This is a genomic window from Streptomyces olivochromogenes (assembly GCF_001514115.1).
GTDB classification, from domain to species: Bacteria; Actinomycetota; Actinomycetes; order Streptomycetales; family Streptomycetaceae; genus Streptomyces; species Streptomyces olivochromogenes.
Genome location: NZ_KQ948489.1, coordinates 36269 through 57711 on the forward strand (window position 1 = coordinate 36269; position 21443 = coordinate 57711).

Sequence of the window (21443 nt, forward strand, 5' to 3'; positions counted from 1 at the left end):
CGGTTGTTCGAATTCGGTGGTGGGGCGGGCGGCCGTAGGGTGTCCACCGCTGTGGATAACCACGGGGTCGCTGTTGTGTCGCTGTTGTGCCCGCTGTGCCGAATGGGGCTGTGCCGGGCGGTCCGGCCTGAGTACCGTTCCCGTGCGCACGCCGCGGCCCGGCGGCGGGAATCGGACCGGGATCGGGAATCGGGGCTGAATGGACGCGTACGACGAGGGCTCGAGGGCCCGGCACCTGCCGGACGGCCCTGACGGCTCCCTGCCCGAGGGCCCCGCCTCCACCGGTTCCACCCCCGACAGCGCTCCCTCCGCGTACCAGGAATCCATCGGCCAGGAATCCACTGGCCAGGAGTCCTCCGGCCAGGAATCCGTTCCCCAGCAACCCGCTTCCCAGGCGCCCACCGCCGATCCCCCCGTCCCCGCCCTCACCGGCATAGCCTCCCTCCCCCTCCGCTCCCAGGTTGTCGCCGCGCTCGCCCTCGCGGTCGTCGCGGTTGTCGCCTGTGTGCACCTCGGCATGGTGTTCCTGCACGTCGCGCCCTCGAACACGGTCACCAAGCAGCACGGCCGGGCGATAGACGACTGGATCTATCCGGAGTTCGAGCAGAACTGGAAACTCTTCGCCCCCAATCCGCTGCAGCAGAACATCGACGTCCAGGTCCGTGCCCAGGTCCGCGGCGCGGATGGTGGCATCACCGAGACCGGCTGGTACGACCTGTCCGCGCTGGACGGCGCGGCGATCGACGGCAATCTGCTGCCGAGCCACACCCAGCAGAACGAACTGCGCCGGGCCTGGGACTTCTACACCGGCACGCACGACAACGAGAACCGCCCGGTGGGCCTGCGCGGCGACCTCTCCCAGCGCTATCTGCGCCGGATCGTCGTGCTGCGTCTCGACCGTGAGGGGGCCGGCGGCAAGGGCGCCGTCGTCGAAAGCGTCCAGGTCCGTTCCCGTACCACCAACGTGCCGCCCCCGAAATGGAGCGAGGAGCAGGTGTCCGACACGCCCGTCCTGCGCGAGCTGCCCTGGTGGACCGTTCCCGAGGAGGACGTGACGGACGCGCGGACGGAGGCGAGCGCCGGATGAACCGCATCGCAGTGTCGATCTCGCGCGGTATCGCCCGGGTCACCGACGTCGCCCTCGGCCCGTACCAGACGGCCGTGATCCGCATCGGCTTCGCCGCCACCTGGCTGCTGTTCCTGCTGCGCGAGTTCCCGCACCGCCAGGAGATGTACGGCCCTGACGGACCGTGGAAGTGGGACCTCGCCCAGCGGCTCGTCGCGGACAACCACGCCTTCACGATCCTGATGTGGTCCGACAGCCAGGTGTGGTTCGAGACCGTCTACGTCCTGGCCGTCCTCTCCGCTCTCCTGCTGCTGGCGGGCTGGCGGACCCGCACGATGTCCGTGCTCTTCATGGTCGGCGTGCTCTCGCTGCAGAACCGCAGCATCTTCATGGGGGACGGCGGCGACAACGTCATCCACCTCATGGCGATCTATCTGGTGTTCACGCGCTGTGGACAGGTGTGGTCGCTGGACGCCCGGCGGGCCCGGCTCGCGCGGGAGGCACGCGCGCGCGGGGACCTCCCACGGGCCGGGACCCAGGACCGGGTCGGTCTCGTGCTGTGGGCGGCGCTCGGCCTGCTGCTGGCCGCGGCGACGGGCGCGGGACGGCTCAGCCCCGGCTGGTTGATGATCTTCTGGGGGCTGTGGGCGGTCCAGGCGCTGTGGTGGGCCGTCGGCCGTCTGGCGCGCGCCGCGGAGCCTCGGATCCTGCTCGACGTCATCGGCAACGCCGTGCACAACGCGGCCCTGCTCGTGATCATGGCCGAGGCGTGTCTGATCTACGCGACCGCCGGCTGGTACAAGATCCAGGGCTCGCGCTGGCAGGACGGTACGGCCGTCTATTACCCGCTCCACCTGGACTACTTCTCCCCCTGGCCCGCCCTGTCCGATCTGCTGGCCTCACACGGCACGATCGTGATGCTGGTGACCTACGGGACGGTCGCCGTGCAGGTCGCCTTCCCCTTCACCCTGATCAACCGGCGCGTCAAGAACGTCCTGCTGGCCGCCATGATCACCGAGCACGCCGTGATCGCCGTGGTCCTCGGGCTGCCGTTCTTCTCGCTCGCGATGATCGCCGCCGACGCGGTGTTCCTGCCGACGTCGTTCCTGCGGCGCCTCGGCGGATGGGCGGCACGCGCGCGTGGACGACTGTTTCCGCCCGGCGCCCGTAAGCTGCCGGGCCAGCGCGCTCAGGGGCCGCGCACCCCGGAGCCGGCCGAGGACCCGCACGTAGGCTTCACCGCATGAAGGACCCCGCAAGCGACCCCACGGACCGTGTGCAGGACCCGGTGGGCGACCGCCGGCAGGACCACGACCCCGTGAGCGCCTGGCACCGCCTCGCCGACACCTCCGTCCTGCTCGACGGCTTCCACGCCCTCAAGCACGCCGTGCGCTTCCGGGCCGAGGTCTTGGTGGCGGTCACCAGCGACCGGCAGGCGGCGCTCGCCCTTACCGACGAGCTGGCCCCGGACGTACGCGACGCCCTGGACGCCCTCCTGGTGGAGGTCCCGGAGGCCACGTACCGCTCCCTCGTCCCGCGTCCGCACCCGACCGCGGTGGCCGCGTTGGCGGTACGCCCCTCCCGCGAGGCCAATCTGCGGGCGCTGGCCCACACGCCCCGCACCGCCCCCGTGGTCGTCCTCGACCATCCGCGCAATCTCGGGAACGCGGGCGCCGTGATCCGCCTCGCGGCCGGTTTCGGCGCGACCGGCGTCGTCACCACGGGCACCCTCGACCCCTGGCACCCCACGGTGGTGCGGGGCGGGGCGGGCCTGCACTTCGCGACCGCCGTGGAGCGGCTGACGGTGGCCGAGCTGCCGTCCGGGCCGGTGTTCGCCCTCGACCCGGACGGCGAGGACATCCGGGGACTGAAGCTCCCGGACGACGCCGTGCTCGCCTTCGGCTCCGAGCGCAGCGGCCTTTCCGTCGACCTTCGCGCGCGTGCCGACCACTTGGTGTCGCTTCCGATGCGCCCCCAGGTCTCCAGCTACAACCTGGCGACGAGCGTGGCCATGACCCTGTTCCACTGGAGCGCCCCGCAAGGCGGCTAGACCCTGCCCGGCCGATCTTGCCGGAGAGGCGGGGCAGGTCCCAGGCCGGCGGATCAGGTCCTAGCGGCGGACCTCCACCACCCGGAACCGGTTGGCCACGAAGCCGCCGTCGCACAGCGCGGCGTTCGCCGCCGGGTTGCCGCCCGACCCGTGGAAGTCCGAGAACGCGGCCGTCTGGTTGACGTACACGCCGCCCGTCAGATTCAGGGACAGCTGGGCACACTCCTCCAGACAGGCCTCCCGTACGGCCTCCTCGACGACCTCGTCGGTGGTGTACGCCCCGACGGTCATCGCGCCCTTCTCCCGGACGGTCCGGCGCAGCAGCTCCACCGCGTCCCCCGCCGAGTCGACCGCGACCGCGAAGGACACCGGTCCGAAGCACTCGTTCATGTAGGCGGCCTCGTCGTCGGCACCCTCCCAGTACTTCCGGGCGCCGTCGAGCTTGACGATCACCGGGGTGCGGACGACCGCGTCCGGGAACTCCGGGTTGCCGACCTCACGCGACGCGAGGGCGACCTCGCCGAGCCCTGCCGCGGCCTCCAGACGCGCCTTGACGTCCGGGTTCACGATCGCGCCCAGCAGCCCGTTGGCACGCGCGTCGTCCCCGAGGAGTCCGTCGACCGACCGGGCGAGGTCGGCGACCACCTCGTCGTACGACTTGGAGCCCTCCTCCGTACGGATGCCGTCGCGGGGGATGAGGAGGTTCTGCGGGGTCGTGCACATCTGGCCGCTGTACAGGGACAAGGAGAAGGCCAGGTTGGACAGCATCCCCTTGTAGTCGTCGGTCGACTCCACGATCACCGTGTTGACGCCGGCCTTCTCGGTGTAGACCTGCGCCTGGCGGGCGTGGGTCTCCAGCCAGTCGCCGAACGCCGTCGACCCGGTGTAGTCGATGATCCGGATCTCGGGGCGCACGGCCAGGGTCTTGGCGATGCCCTCCCCGGGCCGCTCGGCGGCCAGCGCCACCAGGTTCGGGTCGAAGCCCGCCTCGGCGAGCACCTCGCGCGCGACCTGCACGGTGAGCGCGAGCGGCAGCACCGCGCGCGGGTGCGGCTTGACGAGCACGGCGTTACCGGTGGCCAGCGAGGCGAACAGGCCCGGATAGCCGTTCCACGTCGGGAAGGTGTTGCAGCCGATCACCAGCGCGATACCGCGCGGCACCGGCGTGAACTGCTTGGTCATCGCGAGCGGGTCGCGCTTGCCCTGGGGCTTGGTCCACTCCGCGGTGTCGGGCGTGCGGACCTGCTCCGCATACGCGTACGCCACCGCCTCCAGGCCGCGGTCCTGCGCGTGCGGGCCGCCCGCCTGGAACGCCATCATGAAGGCCTGGCCGCTGGTGTGCATGACCGCGTGCGCGAACTCGTGCGTGCGGTCGGCGATCCGCTTGAGGATCTCCAGACAGACCATCGCGCGCGTCTCCGCGCCCGCGTCGCGCCAGGCCCGCTGTCCGGCCCGCATGGCGGGCAGCAGCACGTCGACGTCCGCGTGCGGGTAGGTGACGCCCAGCTCGATGCCGTACGGGGAGGTCTCGCCGCCCACCCAGTCGTCGGTGCCGGGCTGGCCGAGGTCGAGGCGGCTGCCGAGGAGGGCGTCGAAGGCGGCCTTGCCCTCGGCCATGCTCAGGCTGCCGTTCTCCCCGTAGGCCTTCGGGTGCTCGGGGTGCGGGGACCAGTACGCGCGCGTGCGGATCGCTTCCAGCGCCTGGTCGAGCGTGGGCCGGTGCTGGGCGGTCAGCTCGTGCGCGGTCAGTTCGGCGGCCATGCGGGACCATCTCCTCGTCTCAAGAACTCTTCGCTGAGCTCATGACCTGGGCAGAAATAGCCGGACAGAGTTAGAGTAACCGAACGATCGGTCGGGACAAGGGGGTCCGCCGCATCTGTGGAAAACCCCGTGCGGGAGGATCGCGCACATGACAGCACTCGACCTCAACAGCCCCGTGGCCGTCGTCGGCACCGGCACCATGGGCCAGGGCATCGCCCAGGTCGCGCTCGTCGCGGGCCACCCCGTGCGGCTCTACGACACGGTTCCCGGGCGTGCCGACGCGGCGGCCGAAGCGATCGGCGCGCGCCTCGACCGGCTCGTCGAGAAGGACCGGCTCGCCGCCGCCGACCGGGACGCGGCACGCGCCGGGCTGCACCCCGCGCACAGCCTCGCCGAGCTGGCGGACTGCGCGCTCGTCGTCGAGGCGGTGCTCGAACAACTCGAGGCGAAACAGCAGCTGTTCCGCGAGCTCGAGGACATCGTCGAGCACGACTGTCTGCTCGCCACCAACACCTCGTCGCTGTCCGTCACGGCCATCGGCGGCGCCCTGCGCAACCCCGGCCGGCTGGTCGGACTGCACTTCTTCAACCCGGCGCCGCTGCTGCCACTGGTGGAGGTCGTCTCCGGGTACGCGAGCGACTTCTCGTCGGCCACGCGCGCGTACGAGACGGCGCGCGCCTGGGGCAAGACGCCGGTCGCCTGCGCCGACACCCCCGGCTTCATCGTCAACCGCATCGCCAGGCCCTTCTACGCCGAGGCCTTCGCGGTGTACGAGGCGCAGGCCGCCGACCCCGCGACGATCGACGCCGTCCTGCGCGAGTCCGGCGGCTTCCGCATGGGGGCCTTCGAGCTGACCGACCTGATCGGCCAGGACGTCAACGAGTCCGTGACGCACTCCGTGTGGCAGTCCTTCTTCCAGGACGTGCGCTTCACGCCCTCGCTCGCCCAGCGGCGGCTCGTCGAGTCCGGCCGGCTCGGCCGCAAGACGGGGCACGGCTGGTACGACCACGGGGCCGACGCCGAACGCCCGGAGCCGCACACCGCGGAGAAGGCGCAGGCACCCGCGTACGTCGTCGCCGAGGGTGATCTGGGTCCGGCCTCCGAACTGCTCACGCTGATCCGCGAGGCGGGCATCCAGGTCCGCGAGGACGAGGAGGACCACGGGACCCGCCTGGTGCTGCCCAGCGGCGGCCAGCTGGTCCTCGCCGACGGCCAGACGTCGGTCGAGTTCCGCGACGTCGTCTACTTCGACCTGGCGCTCGACTACCGCCGGGCCACCAGGCTCGCCCTCTCCGCCTCCCAGGACACCGCCCCGCAGACCCTCTCCGAGGCCGTCGGCCTCTTCCAGGCACTGGGCAAGACCGTCAGCGTCATCGGGGACGCACCCGGCATGATCGTCGCCCGGACCGTGGCGAGGATCGTCGACCTGGCGCACGACGCCGTCGCCAAGGGCGTCGCCACCGAGGAGGACATCGACACCGCGATGCGGCTCGGGGTCAACTACCCCCTGGGTCCCTTCGAATGGAGCCGCAGGCTCGGCCGGAGCTGGGCCTGCTCCCTCCTGGACGACCTGCACCAGCGCGATCCCTCCGGGCGCTACGCGCCCTCTCTCGCGCTCTACCGCCACGCGTACGCCACCGAGAAGCGCGAGGGAACCTCATGACCACCGCCAAGCGCGACACGTACACCCCCGAGAGCCTGCTCTCCGTCGCCGTCCAGGTCTTCAACGAGCGCGGCTACGACGGCACCTCCATGGAGCACCTCTCCAAGGCGGCGGGCATCTCCAAATCGTCGATATACCACCACGTCACGGGCAAGGAGGAGCTGCTGCGCCGCGCCGTCAGCCGGGCTCTGGACGGCCTCTTCGGCATCCTCGACGAGGAGCACGCGCGCGTGGGGCGTGCGGTGGAGCGCCTGGAGTACGTCGTACGGCGCATGGTCGAGGTACTCACCGCGGAGCTCCCGTACGTGACCCTGCTGCTGCGCGTGCGCGGCAACACGGGCACCGAGCGCTGGGCCCTGGAGCGGCGCCGCGAGTTCGACCACCAGGTGGCCGAACTCCTGAAGGCGGCGGCCGCCGACGGGGACGTTCGCGGCGACATCGAGGTCCGCCTCGCGACCCGCCTGGTCTTCGGAATGATCAACTCGCTCGTCGAGTGGTACCGCCCCGACAGCCGGGGCATGGGCGAACGCGAGGTCGCCGACGCGGTGGCGCAGCTGGTCTTCGGAGGGCTCCGGAACGAGGCGTGACGCTTCGGCCGCCTCCGGCACGGAGGTCACCCCTCGGGCTCGGTCACCCCTCCGGCTCCAGGTCCTCCTCCTCGAAGACCAGGAGTGTGCGGGTGCTGAGGACCTCGGGGATGGCCTGGAGGCGGGTGAGGACCAGTTCGCGGAGGGCTCGGTTGTCGGGGGTGTGCACCAGGAGCAGGACATCGAAGTCGCCGCCCACCAGGGCGATGTGGGAGGCGCCGGGCAGCACCCTGAGCTGCTCACGGACCGTGCGCCAGGAGTTCTGCACGATCTTGAGCGTGATGTACGCGGACGTGCCCTGCCCGGCGCGTTCGTGGTCGACGCGCGCCCCGAAGCCGCGGATCACGCCGTCCTCGATGAGCCGGTTGATCCGCGCGTAGGCGTTGGCGCGGGACACATGGACCCGTTCGGCCACGGAGCGTATCGAGGCGCGGCCGTCCGCCTGGAGCATTTGCAGGATGTCCTGATCGATGGCGTCGAGCGGACGGGCGGGCGGCGGGACGGGGCCGGCCTCCGGCGGCTCGGCCATTTGTTCAGGTGCCATGTCCCCCCGCCTCCCTACCATGGACGTACTGCGTCCATCTCAGGCTGTGCAGAACCGTTTGTCCACAGCCTGGCGGTGCCTGTAGCCAAAATGTGCCGACGACCGAACAATCGGTAGGTGAGGCGCCTCACAGCCGTGCAGCGCCCAAGCCGCTCCCACGAGGAGGTGCCGTCATGACGGTCATGGAGCAGCGAGGCGCTTACCGGCCCACGCCGCCGCCCGCCTGGCAGCCCCGCACCGACCCCGCGCCGCTGCTGCCCGACGCGCTGCCCCACCGCGTCCTCGGCACCGAAGCAGCCGCGCAGGTCGATCCGGGTCTGCTGCGCCGTCTGTACGCGGAGCTGGTGCGCGGTCGTCGCTACAACGCGCAGGCCACCGCCCTCACCAAACAGGGCCGCCTCGCCGTCTACCCGTCCAGCACCGGGCAGGAGGCCTGCGAGGTCGCCGCCGCACTCGTCCTCGAGGACCGCGACTGGCTCTTCCCGAGCTACCGCGACACCCTCGCCGCCGTCGCCCGCGGCCTCGACCCCGTCCAGGCCCTCACCCTCCTGCGCGGCGACTGGCACACGGGCTACGACCCCCACGAGCACCGCATCGCACCCCTGTGCACCCCCCTCGCCACCCAGCTCCCGCACGCCGTGGGCCTCGCGCACGCCGCCCGCCTCAAGGGCGACGACGTGGTCGCGCTCGCCCTGGTCGGCGACGGCGGCACCAGCGAGGGCGACTTCCACGAGGCGCTGAACTTCGCGGCGGTCTGGCAGGCCCCGGTCGTCTTCCTCGTCCAGAACAACGGCTTCGCCATCTCCGTCCCGCTCGCCAAGCAGACCGCCGCCCCCTCCCTGGCCCACAAGGCCGTGGGCTACGGAATGCCCGGCCGGCTGGTCGACGGCAACGACGCGGCGGCCGTGCACGAGGTCCTGAGCGACGCCGTGCGCCACGCACGCGCGGGGGGCGGTCCGACGCTGGTCGAGGCCGTGACGTACCGCATGGAAGCCCACACGAACGCCGACGACGCCACCCGCTACCGCGGCGACTCCGAGGTCGAGACCTGGCGGGCGCACGACCCGATCGCCCTCCTGGAGCACGAGTTGACCGAGCGCGGCCTGCTCGACGACGACGGCATACAGGAGGCCCGCGAGGCCGCCGAGATCATGGCCGCCGACCTGCGCGCCCGCATGAACCAGGACCCGGTGCTCGACCCCATGGACCTCTTCGCCCACGTGTACGCCGAACCCACACCACAACTGCGCGAGCAGGAGGCGCTGTTGCGCGCCGAGCTCGCGGCCGAGGCCGAGTCGGAGGGTACGGCCCGATGACGACCGTCGCGCTCAAACCCGCCACCATGGCGCAGGCCCTGACCCGCGCGCTCCGCGACGCCATGGCCGCAGACCCGACCGTCCACGTCATGGGCGAGGACGTCGGCACCCTGGGCGGCGTCTTCCGTGTCACCGACGGGCTCGCCAAGGAGTTCGGGGAGGACCGCTGCACGGACACCCCGCTCGCCGAGGCGGGCATCCTGGGGACGGCCGTCGGCATGGCCATGTACGGGCTCAGGCCGGTCGTGGAGATGCAGTTCGACGCGTTCGCCTACCCGGCGTTCGAGCAGCTGATCTCGCACGTGGCACGGATGCGCAACCGCACCCGCGGCGCCATGCCGCTCCCGATCACCATCCGGGTCCCCTACGGCGGCGGCATCGGCGGCGTAGAGCACCACAGCGACTCCTCCGAGGCGTACTACATGGCGACTCCGGGACTCCATGTCGTCACGCCCGCGACCGTCGCCGACGCCTACGGACTGCTGCGCGCCGCCATCGCCTCCGACGACCCGGTCGTCTTCCTGGAGCCCAAGCGCCTGTACTGGTCGAAGGACTCCTGGAACCCCGACGAGCCGACAGCCGTCGACCCGATAGGCCGCGCGGTGGTGCGGCGCCCGGGCCGCAGCGCCACGCTCATCACGTACGGGCCGTCCGTGCCCGTCTGCCTGGAGGCGGCCGAGGCGGCGCGGGCCGAGGGCTGGGACCTCGAAGTCGTCGACCTGCGCTCGCTCGTGCCCTTCGACGACGAGACCGTGGCGGCATCGGTGCGGCGGACCGGACGCGCGGTCGTCGTGCACGAGGCCGGTGGTTACGGCGGCCCGGGCGGTGAGATCGCGGCCCGTGTCACCGAGCGCTGCTTCCACCACCTGGAGGCGCCGGTGCTGCGCGTCGCCGGATTCGACATCCCGTACCCGCCGCCGATGCTGGAGCGGCACCACCTGCCCGGCGTCGACCGGATCCTGGACGCCGTGGGGCGCCTGCAATGGGAGGCGGACAGCTGATGGCTCAGGTGCTCGAGTTCAAGCTCCCCGACCTCGGTGAGGGTCTCACCGAGGCGGAGATCGTCCGCTGGCTGGTGGAGGTCGGCGACGTCGTCGCCGTCGACCAGCCCGTCGTCGAGGTCGAGACGGCCAAGGCGATGGTCGAGGTCCCCTGCCCCTACGGAGGCGTGGTCACCGCACGCTTCGGCGAGGAGGGCACGGAACTGCCCGTGGGCTCCCCCCTGCTGACCGTCGCGGTCGGCGCGCCGTCCTCCGGCGAAGAGACCGAGGGCTCCGGGAACGTGCTGGTGGGGTACGGCACCGGAGCGCCGCCGGCGCGACGCAGAAGGGTACGGCCGACCGCCGGGGCGACCACACCGCCCGGGGCGCACACGCGGACCCGGCCCGCGCACCACCCCGCCGCCGACGACCACCCGGGCGCCCCGGCGCGCGAACCCGGGCCGGCCCGCGACCACAGCGCGGCGGCCGTACGCGCCGACGGCCCCGTACCGGTGATCTCCCCGCTCGTCCGCAGGCTCGCCCGGGAGAACGGCCTGGACCTGCGGACCCTGGTGGGATCCGGTCCCGACGGGCTGATCCTGCGGTCGGACGTGGAGCACGTGTTGCGTTCGGCCGGCACCCCGGTCCGGGAGCCGGAAAGCCCGCTCGCCCCGCACACCCCCGAGGCCACCCCCGTGGCCCCCGCACCTGTCACGGCCGGCACCCGTATCCCCCTCCGCGGCATCCGCGGCACGGTCGCCGACAAACTCTCCCGCAGCCGTCGCGAGATCCCCGACGCGACCTGCTGGGTGGACGCCGACGCGACGGAACTCCTGCGCGTGCGCAGGGTGATGAACGCCACCGGCGGTCCCAAGATCTCCCTGCTGGCGCTGCTCGCCCGCATCTGCACCGCCGCACTGGCCCGCTATCCGGAGCTCAACTCCACGGTCGACACGGAAGCCCGCGAGATCGTCCGCCTCGACCACATCCACCTGGGCTTCGCGGCACAGACCGAGCGCGGTCTCGTCGTCCCCGTCGTCCGGGACTCCCATACGCGCGACGCGGAATCGCTGAGCGCGGAGTTCGCCCGGCTGACCGAGGCCGCACGCACCGGCACGCTGACACCCGCGGACCTCACGGGCGGAACCTTCACCTTGAACAACTACGGAGTGTTCGGCGTCGACGGCTCCACGCCGATCATCAACCACCCCGAGGCCGCCATGCTCGGCGTCGGCCGGATCGTCCCCAAGCCCTGGGTGTACGAGGGAGAGCTGGCCGTGCGTCAGGTCGTCCAGCTCTCGCTCACCTTCGACCACCGGGTGTGCGACGGCGGCACGGCGGGCGGCTTCCTGCGCCATGTGGCGGACTGCGTCGAACAGCCGGCGGTGCTCCTGCGTTCCCTGTGATCGCGGCGGCACGCATACTCGGGGGATGACCGCGTACGAGCCACCGGGCACCCCCGACCCCGCCGCCCCGTACGACGCCGTCGTCCTCGCGGGCGGCGCCGCCCGCCGGCTCGGCGGAGCGGACAAGCCCGGTCTGCGCGTGGGCGGGCGCCCGCTGCTCGACCGGGTGCTCGCCGCCTGCGCCACCGCCACCACCACGGTGGTCGTCGCCGAGCCCAGGCAGACCGCGCGCCCCGTGGAGTGGGCGCGCGAGGAGCCGTCCGGCGGGGGGCCGCTCGCCGCGCTCGACGCCGGTCTGCGGCACATTTCGGCGGAACACGTCGTGGTGCTCTCCGCCGACCTGCCGTTCCTGGACCAGGCGACGGTAGGGCGCCTGCTGGAAGCCCTGCGGACGGGCGACGCCCCCCAGGGTCCGGCGCGTGCCGACGGCGTGCTGCTCACCGACCCCGACGGCCGCGACCAGCCGCTCGTGGCCGCCTACCGCGCGGACGTCCTGCGCCGGGAACTGGCCGCGCTCGCCGTCGCCCACGGCGGAGTCACCGGGCTGCCGCTGCGGCGGCTCACCGCCGTGCTCGACCTCACCCGCATCTCCGACCCCGTCGCGTCCTTCGACTGCGACACCTGGGAGGACATCGCCGCCGCCCGGGCCCGCATCAGGGAGCATGGGAACGTGTTGGATGAATGGATTTCCGCAGTCAAGGACGAGCTGGGCATCGACCTGGACGTCGACACCGGCGCCCTGCTCGACGTGGCCCGCGACGCCGCGCACGGGGTGGCCCGGCCCGCGGCACCGCTGACCACGTTCCTCGTGGGGTACGCCGCCGCACAGGCCGGGGGAGGCCCCGAGGCCGTCGCGGAGGCATCCCGCAAGGCCGCGGCGCTCGCGCTCCGCTGGGCGGCCGAGGACACCCCCGACGCCAAGCCGACCTCGGACGCCAAGCCGACCTCCGAAGCCAAGCCGACCCCCGACGCCGGATGAACGCGCCCCGCGCCCGGCCCGGTCAGGACGCCGACGACCTCGACGTGGAGGAGGCCCTGGCCTTGGTCAAGGACCCCCGAGGCACGTCCGACCCCCGGCACGGCCACGGCACCCCCGCGGTCCCCGCGCCCACATCGGAGAGCGAGAGCCGCACCCACGCCCCCGACAGCGCCAAGCGCAAGGGCGACGGGCACAGGGCCACCCCCTGGCCCCAGGCCCGTACGACCGCCGAGCGAGCCGCCCGTTCCGTCCCGCGGCGCGCCCCCGTCTCCGTGTCCCTGGACGCGGCCCTCGGTCTGGTCCTCGCCGCCCCCCTCGCCGCGCTCACCGACCTCCCCTCCTTCGACACCTCCGCGATGGACGGCTACGCGGTCGCCGGACCCGGCCCCTGGGACCTCCGCGAGGAGCGGGTACTCGCGGGCCACGCGAAGCCGGAGCCGCTCATCGACGGCGAGGCGGTGCGGATCGCCACCGGCGCGCGCATCCCGCAGGACGCCACCGCCGTGCTGCGCAGCGAGCACGGGCGCCTCGACGACAAGGGGCGGCTGCACGCCACCCGGGAGGCCGTGCACGGCCAGGACATCCGGCCCCGTGGCCAGGAGTGCCGCAGCGGTGACCAGCTCCTGCCGGCCGGCGCCCTGGTCACCCCCGCCGTGCTGGGCCTCGCCGCGGCCGCCGGATACGACACCCTCACCGCGATCCCCCGCCCCCGCGTCGAAGTCCTCGTCCTAGGCGATGAATTGCTCACCGAGGGGCTCCCCCAGGAGGGCCTGATCCGGGACGCGCTCGGCCCGATGCTGCCGCCCTGGCTGCGCTCGCTCGGTGCCGAGGTCCTCGCGGTACGCAGGCTGGGCGACGACGCCAAGGCCCTGCACAAGGCGATCACCCGCTCCGACGCCGACCTGATCGTCACGACCGGGGGCACCGCCTCGGGCCCCGTCGACCACGTCCACCCCACCCTGAGCCGCATCGGGGCCCAACTCCTCGTGGACGGCGTCAAGGTCCGCCCGGGCCACCCCATGGTCCTGGCGCGCACCAAGGAGAACCAGCACCTCGTCGGCCTGCCCGGCAACCCCTTGGCGGCCGTCTCCGGCCTGCTGACGCTCGCCGAGCCTCTCCTGCGCATCCTGGCAGGTCGGGCGGCCCCGGAGCCGTACACGCTGCCCCTCGGGGACGCGGTCCACGGGCACCCGTACGACACCAGGCTCATCCCCGTCGTGGTGCGTGCCGACCGGGCCGTGCCGCTGCACTACAACGGTCCGGCCATGCTGCGGGGCATCGCGGCGTCCGACGCCCTCGCGGTCGTACCACCCGGCGGCGCCCGTCCGGGGCAGGAGCTGGAACTCCTCGATCTGCCCTGGGTGTTGGCCGGTATGGGGAATGCCTGAGATGAGTGGGGGCGGGAACCGGGCGGTGAGCCGGATCGGGGAGTGTTTCACGTGAAACTGCCCTCTCGACCACCGGATACGGCGACATCACCCCGGTCAGCGACGCCGCCCGTCTCACCAACATCTTCGTCATCACGCCGCTGCGCGTGCTGTTCCTGATCATCCTGGTCGGCACCACGCTCGAGGTCCTCACGGAACGCACCCGCGAGGTGGAACTGCGAGCCCGATGGTTGAGCTGGTCTGGGCCGCTCATCGTGAGGATTCCCCCGGCTCTGCGTCATTGAGGGATGTCTCCCTTTCGCCAGGATCACGCATGGCCCGGCGCGCACGATGCCATGAGGCGAAGAAGCCAGGGAGGGCATCGAGGAAGTCCTGTAGCTGTTGTACGAAGCCCTTCAATGGCCAAATGAAAATGGCGAGCACGCCGAAAACGGCGAGTACTGCCAAAATGAGGAATCCATCCACCAGCTGAGACCTTTCCAAACATGGTGGCCTAGCTGGGGGCATGGCAGACCTCAGCCTTGGCCACCACGTGGACGCTTACGCGCACACGTGCGACTAAGAGCTGAGGCTCTGCCGACGCAGAACTTCAGTAATAGACGACTGAAAAGCAGTCATCTACCTTTTTGAACATCGAATCTAGGATGTCGCCCCGGTTGCTTGTGACTTCCGAGACGAAGTCCTGCGACGTTTCCTGTTGCGTCGGCTTCAGGAATTCGCCGCCAGTAATTAATCGGCTCTCGCCGTACTCGGTACGGTAGTGGTATCGGGAGCTTCTACGACGGCCAGGAGCGAAGATTCACCCGTTGGGGTCACGGACTGGGTGGGACAACGCTTGGCAGATCTACCACGGAGCTTCAGCTCAGGTGAGTTGCCCGGCTGATCGTGACGAGGCGGTCCCCAAGCTTGAGGTTCCCGAGCTGGGGATCGGTGTAGTCCAGCACCTTCTTGTTGCGTACGACCGCCACGACAGGATCCACACACCCTCGGGGTGACCGCCCGACCTCGTCTTGTGACACGGGGCGTTCTGTGAGGTCCAACCCGCTGCCCCGGGCCATGAGGTCCTCAAGTGTCTGGGCCGCAGCGGGGCTGACCACCGAGACCCCGAGCAATCGGCCGGCTGAGCTGGAGCTCGTGATCACGGCGTCCGCGCCGCTCTGCCTCAGCAGCGGGACGTTCTCGTCTTCCCGCACTGCGGCGACGATGGTTGCTCGCTTGTTGAGCTGGCGCGCCGTAAGGGTGACCAATGCTGCGGTGTCGTCGCGCTGAGGGGCAACGATCACATGGGCGGCACTCTGCAACTCGGCCTTTCGAAGGGTGTCTGAGCGGGTGGCGTCTCCGAGGACCGACACCAGCCCGTCGCTGCTGGCAGCCTCCACTGTCTTCCGCTGAGGGTCGACAACAACAAGCTTGTCTTTGCGGATGCCTTGCCCTAGAAGCGTCTCGATGGCCTGCCGGCCCTTGGTCCCGTAGCCGACGACGACCACGTGATCCCGCATGCGGGAGCGCCAGCGATGGACACGCACCTGTTGGCGGGTGCGCTCGGTGAGCACTTCGAGCGTGGTGCCGACCAGGATGATCAGGAAGAGGACACGCAGCGGGGTGATGACCAGGATGTTGGTGAGACGGGCGGCGTCGCTGACCGGGGTGATGTCGCCGTATCCGGTGGTCGAGAGGGTGACGGTCGCGTAGTACGCGGCATCGAGGAAGTCGACGCTGCCGTCGGAGTTGTCGTTGTAACCGCCACGGTCGAACCAGACGAGAAACGTAGTGACGGCCAGTACCAACAGGGCCATGGCCAAGCGCCGTAGAACCTGCTGGAGAGGCGGCACGCTGCTCTCGATGGGCATGGTGATGGAACGTCCGGCTTCGGCATCATCCAGAGCCTCGGCCCGCGACCGGTACCAGAGAGACCGGAGAATCGAGAACCTCTCGATCCTGGAGGGTGGTTGCTTCTCGTCGTTCATCGCTTGCCCCCTGCGACGGTGATCCAGTCAGCCAGCATGGTGACCATGGTCTCGGACGATGCTGCAACGATGCGGAACCCGAGGAAGAAGCCTCCACCATGGCTGACGAACGTGGAGGGTGGCGCCCGTGGCGCTGAGCCTACGAGAGCTCCTTCCGCATCAACGTGCACATCGTTTCGTAGCGGCGCAACGATCCATCAGGGGCTTGTTCGTCCCACGAGTCCGGCCGACGGTCGTAGGCGACATAGCCCAGTCGTTCGTACAGCGCACGTGCCCGGGGGTTGCCTTCCTCCACAGCCAGCTCGGCCTGCCGCAGACCGCGGTTCCTGATCCGCAGTTCTGCGGCTTCGACAAGGAACGTGCCGATCCCACACGACTGCAATGCGGGGTGGACCGCCAACTGCCACAAAGTGCCGACGCCCTCCCTGACCTGGTAGTCGACGCCGCCCTTCGCCACTGGGATGTCCGTTGCAGGGCAGACCGCCAGGTAGTCGACCTCACCGGTCCGGGCGCGTTCCAACTGCTTGCCGACGCCGGCCAAGTGGTGGTCAGACCCTGCCCACCCGCACGACGCCAGGTCCGCATGCACCAAATCACGGGCTGACAGCTTCAGCACAACATCGATCATCTTCAGTACCTCCGGCCAGTCAGCATCCACGCCGATCACACGGGGTGCAAAGCGTCTCGGCTCCTGATGTCCCGTCCGGTCATCGGCCGGAACGCGGGCTTGGCGTCCGTGCTGCCAGTAGCGTCGTCACCAGCGGTAGCGGGACCCTCGGCGACCTCGAAGGACAGTCGGCCAGACCGGCCCAGTTCTGTCCCGCCAAGTCGCCCCAACGGGCCCGCCGCGCAAGGTCGTTGTCCCTGCTCCAAAGGTACTTTCAAGAAAACGCTGGAGGATGGCTTTGCGCGACCACACCGTCGTTGTCGGGTTCGGGACCAAGGGGCGGTCGGCGGTGCAGACCGTCTGTACGACCGGGCTGAAGAAGGAGCAGGTCGTGGTCGTCGACCCCAGTGCCAAGGCGGTCGACGCGGCGACGGCCGAGGGGTACGCCGGGGTCGTGGGGGACGCGACCCGCAGCGATGTGCTGATGCGGGCCGAGGTCCACAAGGCGCGGCAGATCATCATCGCGACCCAGCGCGACGACACGGCCGTGCTGGTCACGCTGACCGCACGCCAGCTCAACCGAGGGGCGAAGATCGTCGCCGCGGTACGTGAGGAGGAGAACGCGCCGCTGCTCAAGCAGTCCGGTGCCGACGCCGTCATCACCAGTGCCAGCGCGGCCGGACGGCTCCTCGGGCTCTCCGTGCTCAGCCCCAGCGCCGGCATGGTCATGGAAGACCTCATCCAGCAGGGCAGCGGGCTCGACATCGTGGAACGGCCGGTCGCGAAGGCCGAGGTGGGCAAGGGCGTACGCGAGGCGGACGACCTGGTGGTCAGCGTCGTACGGGGGCATCGCGTGCTCGGCTACGACGATCCGGCCATCGGGAAGCTCCAGTTGACCGACCGGCTGATCACCATCGTGCGGGTCACCCCCGGCACCCGGATGGCGCCGCACAGCCGACCGCTGCCCCAGGACTGATTCCTCGGGATCGAGTCCTCGGACTCCCGCAGACACCCACCCAGCCTGCGGGGAGCGCGCCGCGGACGGTGCCCGCGGGCCTCTCACCGTGTGACAGGGGTAGCGTCAGCTTCATGAAGGCAGTGACGATCACCCAGCCCGGCGGCCCCGAAGTGCTCACCTGGACGGATGTGCCGGATCCCGTTCCCGGTGAGGGGGAAGTTCTCGTCGAAGTAGTGGCCAGCGCCGTCAACCGCGCCGATCTGATGCAACGGCAGGGCTTCTACAACCCGCCGCCCGGCGCCTCCCCGTACCCCGGACTCGAATGCTCGGGCCGGATCGTCGAGATCGGCCCCGGAGTCTCCGGATGGGCCGTCGGCGACGAGGTCTGCGCGCTGCTCGCGGGCGGCGGATACGGCGAGAAGGTCGCCGTCCCGGCCGGACAGCTGCTGCCCGTCCCCGAGGGCCTGGACCTCAAGCGGGCGGCCGCGCTGCCCGAGGTGACCTGCACCGTCTGGTCCAACGTCTTCATGGTCTCCCACCTGCGTCCGGGCGACACCCTGCTCGTGCACGGCGGCTCCAGCGGCATCGGCACCATGGCGATCCAGCTGGCGAAGGCCGTCGGTGCGAAGGTCGCCGTCACGGCCGGCAACAAGGAGAAGCTCGACTTCTGCGCCGAGCTCGGCGCGGACATCCTCATCAACTACCGCGAGCAGGACTTCGTCGAGGAGATCGAGCGGGCCACGGACGGCTCGGGCGCCGACGTCATCCTCGACAACATGGGCGCCAAGTACCTCGACCGGAACGTGCGGGCCCTCGCGGTCAACGGACGGCTCGCGATCATCGGTCTGCAGGGCGGCGCCAAGGGCGAGCTGAACATCGGCGCGCTCCTCACGAAGCGTGCCGCGATCAGCGCCACCTCGCTGCGCGCCCGCCCGCTCGGCGAGAAGGCCGCGATCGTCTCGGCCGTGCGCGAGCACGTGTGGCCGCTGATCGCCTCCGGCCATGTGCGGCCGGTCGTCGACCGGGAGCTGCCGATGAGCGAGGCGGCGACGGCGCACCAGGTCCTGGAGGAGAGCGGCCACATCGGCAAGGTCCTCCTCGTGGTCCCCGGCAAGGACTAGGACTAGGAAAGGACCAGGTCCTCGGGCGATCCGCTCAGCCGCGGCGCAGGCGCAGGGCGAGGAAGGCGAGGCCCAGGCCGAGGCCGATGAGGATCAGCCCGCCGCCGAGGGGCAGGATCTTGAGGACCGGTTCGGGAGGGGTCGCCGGGCCGACCTCGTTGTGCTGGACGGGGACGGCCGCGGGCCGCGACGGCTCGGGGGCACCGGTCGCCTCCGGGCGGTCCGACGCGGCGTTCTCCTCGTCGGGGTCGCGGTCCGTGTACGTCGGCACGGTGTCCTCGCGGCTTCCGTCCTCGTCCCGTGCCGGGGACTCCTCGCGCCCCGGATGCGTACGGCCCTCGCCCGCGCTGCTCCCCGCGCGGGAGGCGCCCGCGCTCGGAGCCGGATCGGCGGCGTACGACACCGCGTACGGGACGGCGCGCGTGGCGGCGTACGAAGGGGATACCGCGCTGCTCGTCAGGACGAGCAGCAGTCCGGTCACACGGAACGCGGTGAGCCGTGGAGTCACGTGGGTGACCCCCTCCCGGTGAGGAGTCCCATGATCAATGGGGCAAGCCTCACATGACCCCTCTTTCCCGGCATCTCGACGGTCACCTGGATGGTGGATCACGCTGTATGGGGGGCACCACCGTGATGGGGTGGAGGTGTGCGAGAGAATGGCGGCATGGAGATGCCGAGGAACGAAAGGTCGCCGGAGAACCCCCAGATCCTGGTCGTGGGCCAGGACGGGATGGCTCTCGGCGGCACCGGTGACGAGGACTCCCGCGAGGTCCCGGTGACAGAGATGGTCGAACAGCCCGCCAAGGTCATGCGTATCGGGAGCATGATCAAGCAACTTCTCGAAGAAGTGCGCGCCGCGCCTCTGGACGAGGCGAGCCGGGTCCGGCTCAAGGAGATCCACGCCAGTTCCGTGAAGGAGCTGGAGGACGGCCTGGCGCCCGAGCTGGTCGAGGAGCTGGAGCGGCTCTCGCTGCCCTTCACGCACGACGCGACCCCCAGCGACGCCGAGCTGCGCATCGCGCAGGCCCAGCTGGTGGGCTGGCTCGAGGGCCTCTTCCACGGGATCCAGACGACCCTGTTCGCCCAGCAGATGGCGGCCAGGGCCCAGCTGGAGCAGATGCGCCGCGCGCTCCCGCCGGGCGTCGGCGGCCTGGACGGCGACGAGGACCCGCGCGCGGGTGGCCGCTCAGGCGGACCGTACCTGTAGCCCCGGGCGACCCCTTCTCACGCAACGGGCCCGGCACGTGAAGTGCCGGGCCTGTCTTATAGGCGCTTGTGGGTGTTATGGGCGCCTATGTGCGGAGGCGGAGGTTCAGGACGGGTTGCCCGAAGAGACGCTCAGCTCGATCTGCGGCATGTTCTTGGGATCGACGTCCTCGTCCGCGGACGGGAACTGATCCATGATCGTGTCCTGGCCGTAGGTGTTCTCGTCGACGCGCTTGATCTTCATCTGCCAGCCCGCGGCCTGGAAGCAGGACTTCACGGACGTCAGGTTCTTGTACTGGAAGTCCGGGATCTTGATCTTGTTCGGGTCGTTGTACGACTCCTGCGGAGACGTGCACTTCTCCTTGTCGATCGTCTTCGACGTGTCCGGACCCTTGTGCCCCGCCACCACGGACGGCGAGGGGCTGCTGCCGCCGCCTCCCTGGTTGTCGCCGCCACCACCGTTGTTCAGCGCGAGGGCGGTGATCAGACCGCCGATCGCGACGAGCGCGACCACGATCGAGCCGACGACGACCGCCTTGTTGCCCTTGCGGCCACCGGAACCGCCCGGACCGCCCGGGACGGAGGTCTGGGGCTGGGGCGTGAGGTGGTACGGCGGCGGGGTCGACATGCCCTGCTGGGGGGCGTACACCGGGGCCCCCGGCGTCGGGTAGCCCCCCTGCTGCGGATACCCGTACGCGTGGGACGGCGCGGGCGGCGGGGTCGGTGCCCCGTAGGGATTGGGCTGGTACGGCGTCTGTACGGGACCCGGGGCCGGCATCGCCTGGTCGACGGGCGGGAAGACGGCCGAGCCGACGCCCGCTCCGCTCGACGTCCTGGCCCCCGGCACGATGCTCGGCGCGGCGGCCTGCAGCGACTGGGACACCCGCAGACACTCGTCGCGCATGGTCTCTGCGCTCGGGAAACGCTCGTTCGGGTTCTTCTTCAGCGCGCGGGCGATCAGCGCGTCCACCGCCGGGGGCAGCGAGCGGTTGATCGAGGAGGGCGTGACCGGCTCCTCCTGGACATGCGCGTACGCGATGGCCAGCGGCGAGTCGGCCTCGAACGGCAGCCGCCCGGTGACCAGTTGGAACAGCATGATGCCGACGGAGTAGAGGTCGGACCGGGCGTCCACGCCCCGGCCGAGCGCCTGCTCCGGGGAGAGGTACTGCGGGGTGCCGACGACCATGCCGGTCTGCGTCATCGAGGTGACGCCGGACTGCATGGCGCGGGCGATGCCGAAGTCCATCACCTTGACGACGCCCCGCTTCGTCATCATCACGTTGCCCGGCTTGATGTCCCGGTGGACCAGGCCCATCTCGTGGCTGATCTCCAGGGCCGCCAGCACGTCCGCGGTGATCTTCAGGGCCTTGTCGGCGGGCATGGCGCCGTACTGCGCGATGTCCTGGTCGAGCACGGAGCCGAGCGGGCGGCCCTCGACGTACTCCATGACGATGTACGGCGTCGTCATGCCGCCCAGTTCGTCCTCGCCGGTGTCGAAGACCGAGACGATGTTCGTGTGCGTGAGTTTCGCCACCGCCTGGGCCTCGCGGCGGAAGCGCTCGCGGAAGGCCTGCTCGCGGCCGAGCTCGGTGTGCAGTGTCTTGATCGCGACCTGGCGGTCGAGCACCGAGTCGTAGGCGAGGTGCACCGAGGCCATGCCGCCTTCGCCGAGCAGATCACGCAGCTGGTAGCGGCCGCCGGCGACCGCGCGTCCCGCGTACCGGCCCTGTGCGCCGTCCTGGCTCATGTTCTGCGTCCCCCATTGGCGCGGCTTGTTCTGCCTGTGCTGCGAGCTGTCCTGCACGCGCTCCGCGTGGTCGTGCGGTGATCCGCGCGGTCAACTG

Annotated in this window: 18 protein-coding genes and 2 pseudogenes; 14 read left to right on the forward strand and 6 right to left on the reverse strand. The window is 70.8% G+C overall.

Features of this window, described 5'->3' with window-relative positions:
- Positions 1-199: 199 nt before the first annotated feature.
- From AQJ27_RS48460 to AQJ27_RS48470, 3 genes are read left to right on the forward strand one after another with little or no spacing between them, the layout of a single operon-like run.
- Positions 200-1087, forward strand: coding sequence for a DUF5819 family protein (locus AQJ27_RS48460; protein ID WP_067384779.1), 888 nt, complete (start codon positions 200-202; stop codon positions 1085-1087).
- Entirely contained in the window at positions 1084-2313 is a 1230-nt protein-coding gene (locus AQJ27_RS48465; protein ID WP_067384782.1) for an HTTM domain-containing protein, read from the forward strand. Before AQJ27_RS48460 ends, AQJ27_RS48465 begins: the two co-directional genes overlap by 4 nt.
- The gene (locus AQJ27_RS48470; RefSeq protein ID WP_079065881.1) at positions 2310-3116 is read left to right on the forward strand and encodes a TrmH family RNA methyltransferase; all 807 of its coding nucleotides are present in this window, start codon (positions 2310-2312) and stop codon (positions 3114-3116) included. The genes AQJ27_RS48465 and AQJ27_RS48470 overlap by 4 nt, the downstream gene beginning before the upstream one ends.
- A gap of 60 nt (positions 3117-3176) precedes the next feature.
- Here the strand turns inward: AQJ27_RS48470 and paaN are convergent, their stop codons facing one another.
- On the reverse strand, positions 3177-4877 hold the full coding sequence (gene paaN / locus AQJ27_RS48475; protein WP_067384785.1) for a phenylacetic acid degradation protein PaaN: 1701 nt from the start codon (positions 4875-4877) through the stop codon (positions 3177-3179).
- Between the two features lie 148 nt (positions 4878-5025).
- Between paaN and AQJ27_RS48480 the strand changes: the two genes are divergently transcribed.
- Positions 5026-6540 (forward strand): 3-hydroxyacyl-CoA dehydrogenase, encoded by a 1515-nt coding sequence (locus tag AQJ27_RS48480; RefSeq protein ID WP_067384788.1) that lies wholly within the window; start codon positions 5026-5028, stop codon positions 6538-6540.
- Positions 6537-7127: a TetR/AcrR family transcriptional regulator gene (locus AQJ27_RS48485; protein WP_067384791.1), complete on the forward strand. Its 591-nt coding sequence runs from the start codon at positions 6537-6539 to the stop codon at positions 7125-7127. Before AQJ27_RS48480 ends, AQJ27_RS48485 begins: the two co-directional genes overlap by 4 nt.
- A gap of 43 nt (positions 7128-7170) precedes the next feature.
- On the opposite strand, the gene AQJ27_RS48490 is transcribed toward AQJ27_RS48485, so the two are convergent.
- Complete coding sequence (locus tag AQJ27_RS48490) at positions 7171-7671, reverse strand: Lrp/AsnC family transcriptional regulator (RefSeq protein ID WP_373558965.1); 501 nt, start codon at positions 7669-7671, stop codon at positions 7171-7173.
- A gap of 173 nt (positions 7672-7844) precedes the next feature.
- On the opposite strand from AQJ27_RS48490, the gene pdhA reads away from it, so the two are divergent.
- The 6 genes and pseudogenes from pdhA to AQJ27_RS54120 form a co-directional block, all read left to right on the forward strand.
- Entirely contained in the window at positions 7845-8987 is a 1143-nt protein-coding gene (gene pdhA / locus AQJ27_RS48495; protein ID WP_067384794.1) for a pyruvate dehydrogenase (acetyl-transferring) E1 component subunit alpha, read from the forward strand.
- Positions 8984-9988: an alpha-ketoacid dehydrogenase subunit beta gene (locus AQJ27_RS48500; RefSeq protein WP_054234200.1), complete on the forward strand. Its 1005-nt coding sequence runs from the start codon at positions 8984-8986 to the stop codon at positions 9986-9988. The genes pdhA and AQJ27_RS48500 overlap by 4 nt, the downstream gene beginning before the upstream one ends.
- On the forward strand, positions 9988-11373 hold the full coding sequence (locus tag AQJ27_RS48505; RefSeq protein ID WP_067384854.1) for a dihydrolipoamide acetyltransferase family protein: 1386 nt from the start codon (positions 9988-9990) through the stop codon (positions 11371-11373). Before AQJ27_RS48500 ends, AQJ27_RS48505 begins: the two co-directional genes overlap by 1 nt.
- 25 nt (positions 11374-11398) lie before the next feature.
- Entirely contained in the window at positions 11399-12352 is a 954-nt protein-coding gene (locus AQJ27_RS48510) for an NTP transferase domain-containing protein (protein ID WP_067384797.1), read from the forward strand.
- Complete coding sequence (locus tag AQJ27_RS48515; RefSeq protein ID WP_067384800.1) at positions 12349-13740, forward strand: molybdopterin molybdotransferase MoeA; 1392 nt, start codon at positions 12349-12351, stop codon at positions 13738-13740. The genes AQJ27_RS48510 and AQJ27_RS48515 overlap by 4 nt, the downstream gene beginning before the upstream one ends.
- A 62-nt stretch (positions 13741-13802) precedes the next feature.
- A pseudogene (locus AQJ27_RS54120) lies at positions 13803-13976 on the forward strand (ion channel); the annotation flags it as partial.
- A gap of 621 nt (positions 13977-14597) precedes the next feature.
- On the opposite strand, the gene AQJ27_RS48520 reads toward AQJ27_RS54120, so the two are convergent.
- Positions 14598-15707: a potassium channel family protein gene (locus AQJ27_RS48520; protein ID WP_067384803.1), complete on the reverse strand. Its 1110-nt coding sequence runs from the start codon at positions 15705-15707 to the stop codon at positions 14598-14600.
- A 139-nt stretch (positions 15708-15846) separates the two neighbouring features.
- On the reverse strand, positions 15847-16335 hold the full coding sequence (locus AQJ27_RS48525; protein WP_067384857.1) for a GNAT family N-acetyltransferase: 489 nt from the start codon (positions 16333-16335) through the stop codon (positions 15847-15849).
- A gap of 262 nt (positions 16336-16597) precedes the next feature.
- Here AQJ27_RS48525 and AQJ27_RS48530 point away from each other — a divergent pair.
- A pseudogene (locus AQJ27_RS48530) lies at positions 16598-17290 on the forward strand (potassium channel family protein); the annotation flags it as partial.
- A 113-nt stretch (positions 17291-17403) separates the two neighbouring features.
- Positions 17404-18393, forward strand: a complete 990-nt coding sequence (locus AQJ27_RS48535; RefSeq protein ID WP_067384806.1) for an NAD(P)H-quinone oxidoreductase — start codon at positions 17404-17406, stop codon at positions 18391-18393.
- A gap of 34 nt (positions 18394-18427) precedes the next feature.
- Here AQJ27_RS48535 and AQJ27_RS48540 read toward each other — a convergent pair whose 3' ends face one another.
- Complete coding sequence (locus AQJ27_RS48540; RefSeq protein WP_067384809.1) at positions 18428-18901, reverse strand: hypothetical protein; 474 nt, start codon at positions 18899-18901, stop codon at positions 18428-18430.
- A gap of 156 nt (positions 18902-19057) precedes the next feature.
- Here AQJ27_RS48540 and AQJ27_RS48545 point away from each other — a divergent pair, with 156 nt between their 5' ends.
- Positions 19058-19600: a bacterial proteasome activator family protein gene (locus AQJ27_RS48545; protein ID WP_054234194.1), complete on the forward strand. Its 543-nt coding sequence runs from the start codon at positions 19058-19060 to the stop codon at positions 19598-19600.
- A 105-nt stretch (positions 19601-19705) separates the two neighbouring features.
- Here AQJ27_RS48545 and AQJ27_RS48550 read toward each other — a convergent pair whose 3' ends face one another.
- Entirely contained in the window at positions 19706-21346 is a 1641-nt protein-coding gene (locus AQJ27_RS48550) for a protein kinase domain-containing protein (protein WP_067384812.1), read from the reverse strand.
- Positions 21347-21443: the final 97 nt, after the last annotated feature.

Coding starts and splice junctions, on each gene's coding strand:
- AQJ27_RS48460 (WP_067384779.1), top strand. CDS start 200: ATGGACGCGTACGACGAGGGCTCGAGGGCCCGGCACCTGCCGGACGGC.
- AQJ27_RS48465 (WP_067384782.1), top strand. CDS start 1,084: ATGAACCGCATCGCAGTGTCGATCTCGCGCGGTATCGCCCGGGTCACC.
- AQJ27_RS48470 (WP_079065881.1), top strand. CDS start 2,310: ATGAAGGACCCCGCAAGCGACCCCACGGACCGTGTGCAGGACCCGGTG.
- paaN (WP_067384785.1), bottom strand. CDS start 4,877: ATGGCCGCCGAACTGACCGCGCACGAGCTGACCGCCCAGCACCGGCCC.
- AQJ27_RS48480 (WP_067384788.1), top strand. CDS start 5,026: ATGACAGCACTCGACCTCAACAGCCCCGTGGCCGTCGTCGGCACCGGC.
- AQJ27_RS48485 (WP_067384791.1), top strand. CDS start 6,537: ATGACCACCGCCAAGCGCGACACGTACACCCCCGAGAGCCTGCTCTCC.
- AQJ27_RS48490 (WP_373558965.1), bottom strand. CDS start 7,671: ATGGCACCTGAACAAATGGCCGAGCCGCCGGAGGCCGGCCCCGTCCCG.
- pdhA (WP_067384794.1), top strand. CDS start 7,845: ATGACGGTCATGGAGCAGCGAGGCGCTTACCGGCCCACGCCGCCGCCC.
- AQJ27_RS48500 (WP_054234200.1), top strand. CDS start 8,984: ATGACGACCGTCGCGCTCAAACCCGCCACCATGGCGCAGGCCCTGACC.
- AQJ27_RS48505 (WP_067384854.1), top strand. CDS start 9,988: ATGGCTCAGGTGCTCGAGTTCAAGCTCCCCGACCTCGGTGAGGGTCTC.
- AQJ27_RS48510 (WP_067384797.1), top strand. CDS start 11,399: ATGACCGCGTACGAGCCACCGGGCACCCCCGACCCCGCCGCCCCGTAC.
- AQJ27_RS48515 (WP_067384800.1), top strand. CDS start 12,349: ATGAACGCGCCCCGCGCCCGGCCCGGTCAGGACGCCGACGACCTCGAC.
- AQJ27_RS48520 (WP_067384803.1), bottom strand. CDS start 15,707: ATGAACGACGAGAAGCAACCACCCTCCAGGATCGAGAGGTTCTCGATT.
- AQJ27_RS48525 (WP_067384857.1), bottom strand. CDS start 16,335: ATGATCGATGTTGTGCTGAAGCTGTCAGCCCGTGATTTGGTGCATGCG.
- AQJ27_RS48535 (WP_067384806.1), top strand. CDS start 17,404: ATGAAGGCAGTGACGATCACCCAGCCCGGCGGCCCCGAAGTGCTCACC.
- AQJ27_RS48545 (WP_054234194.1), top strand. CDS start 19,058: ATGGAGATGCCGAGGAACGAAAGGTCGCCGGAGAACCCCCAGATCCTG.
- AQJ27_RS48550 (WP_067384812.1), bottom strand. CDS start 21,346: ATGAGCCAGGACGGCGCACAGGGCCGGTACGCGGGACGCGCGGTCGCC.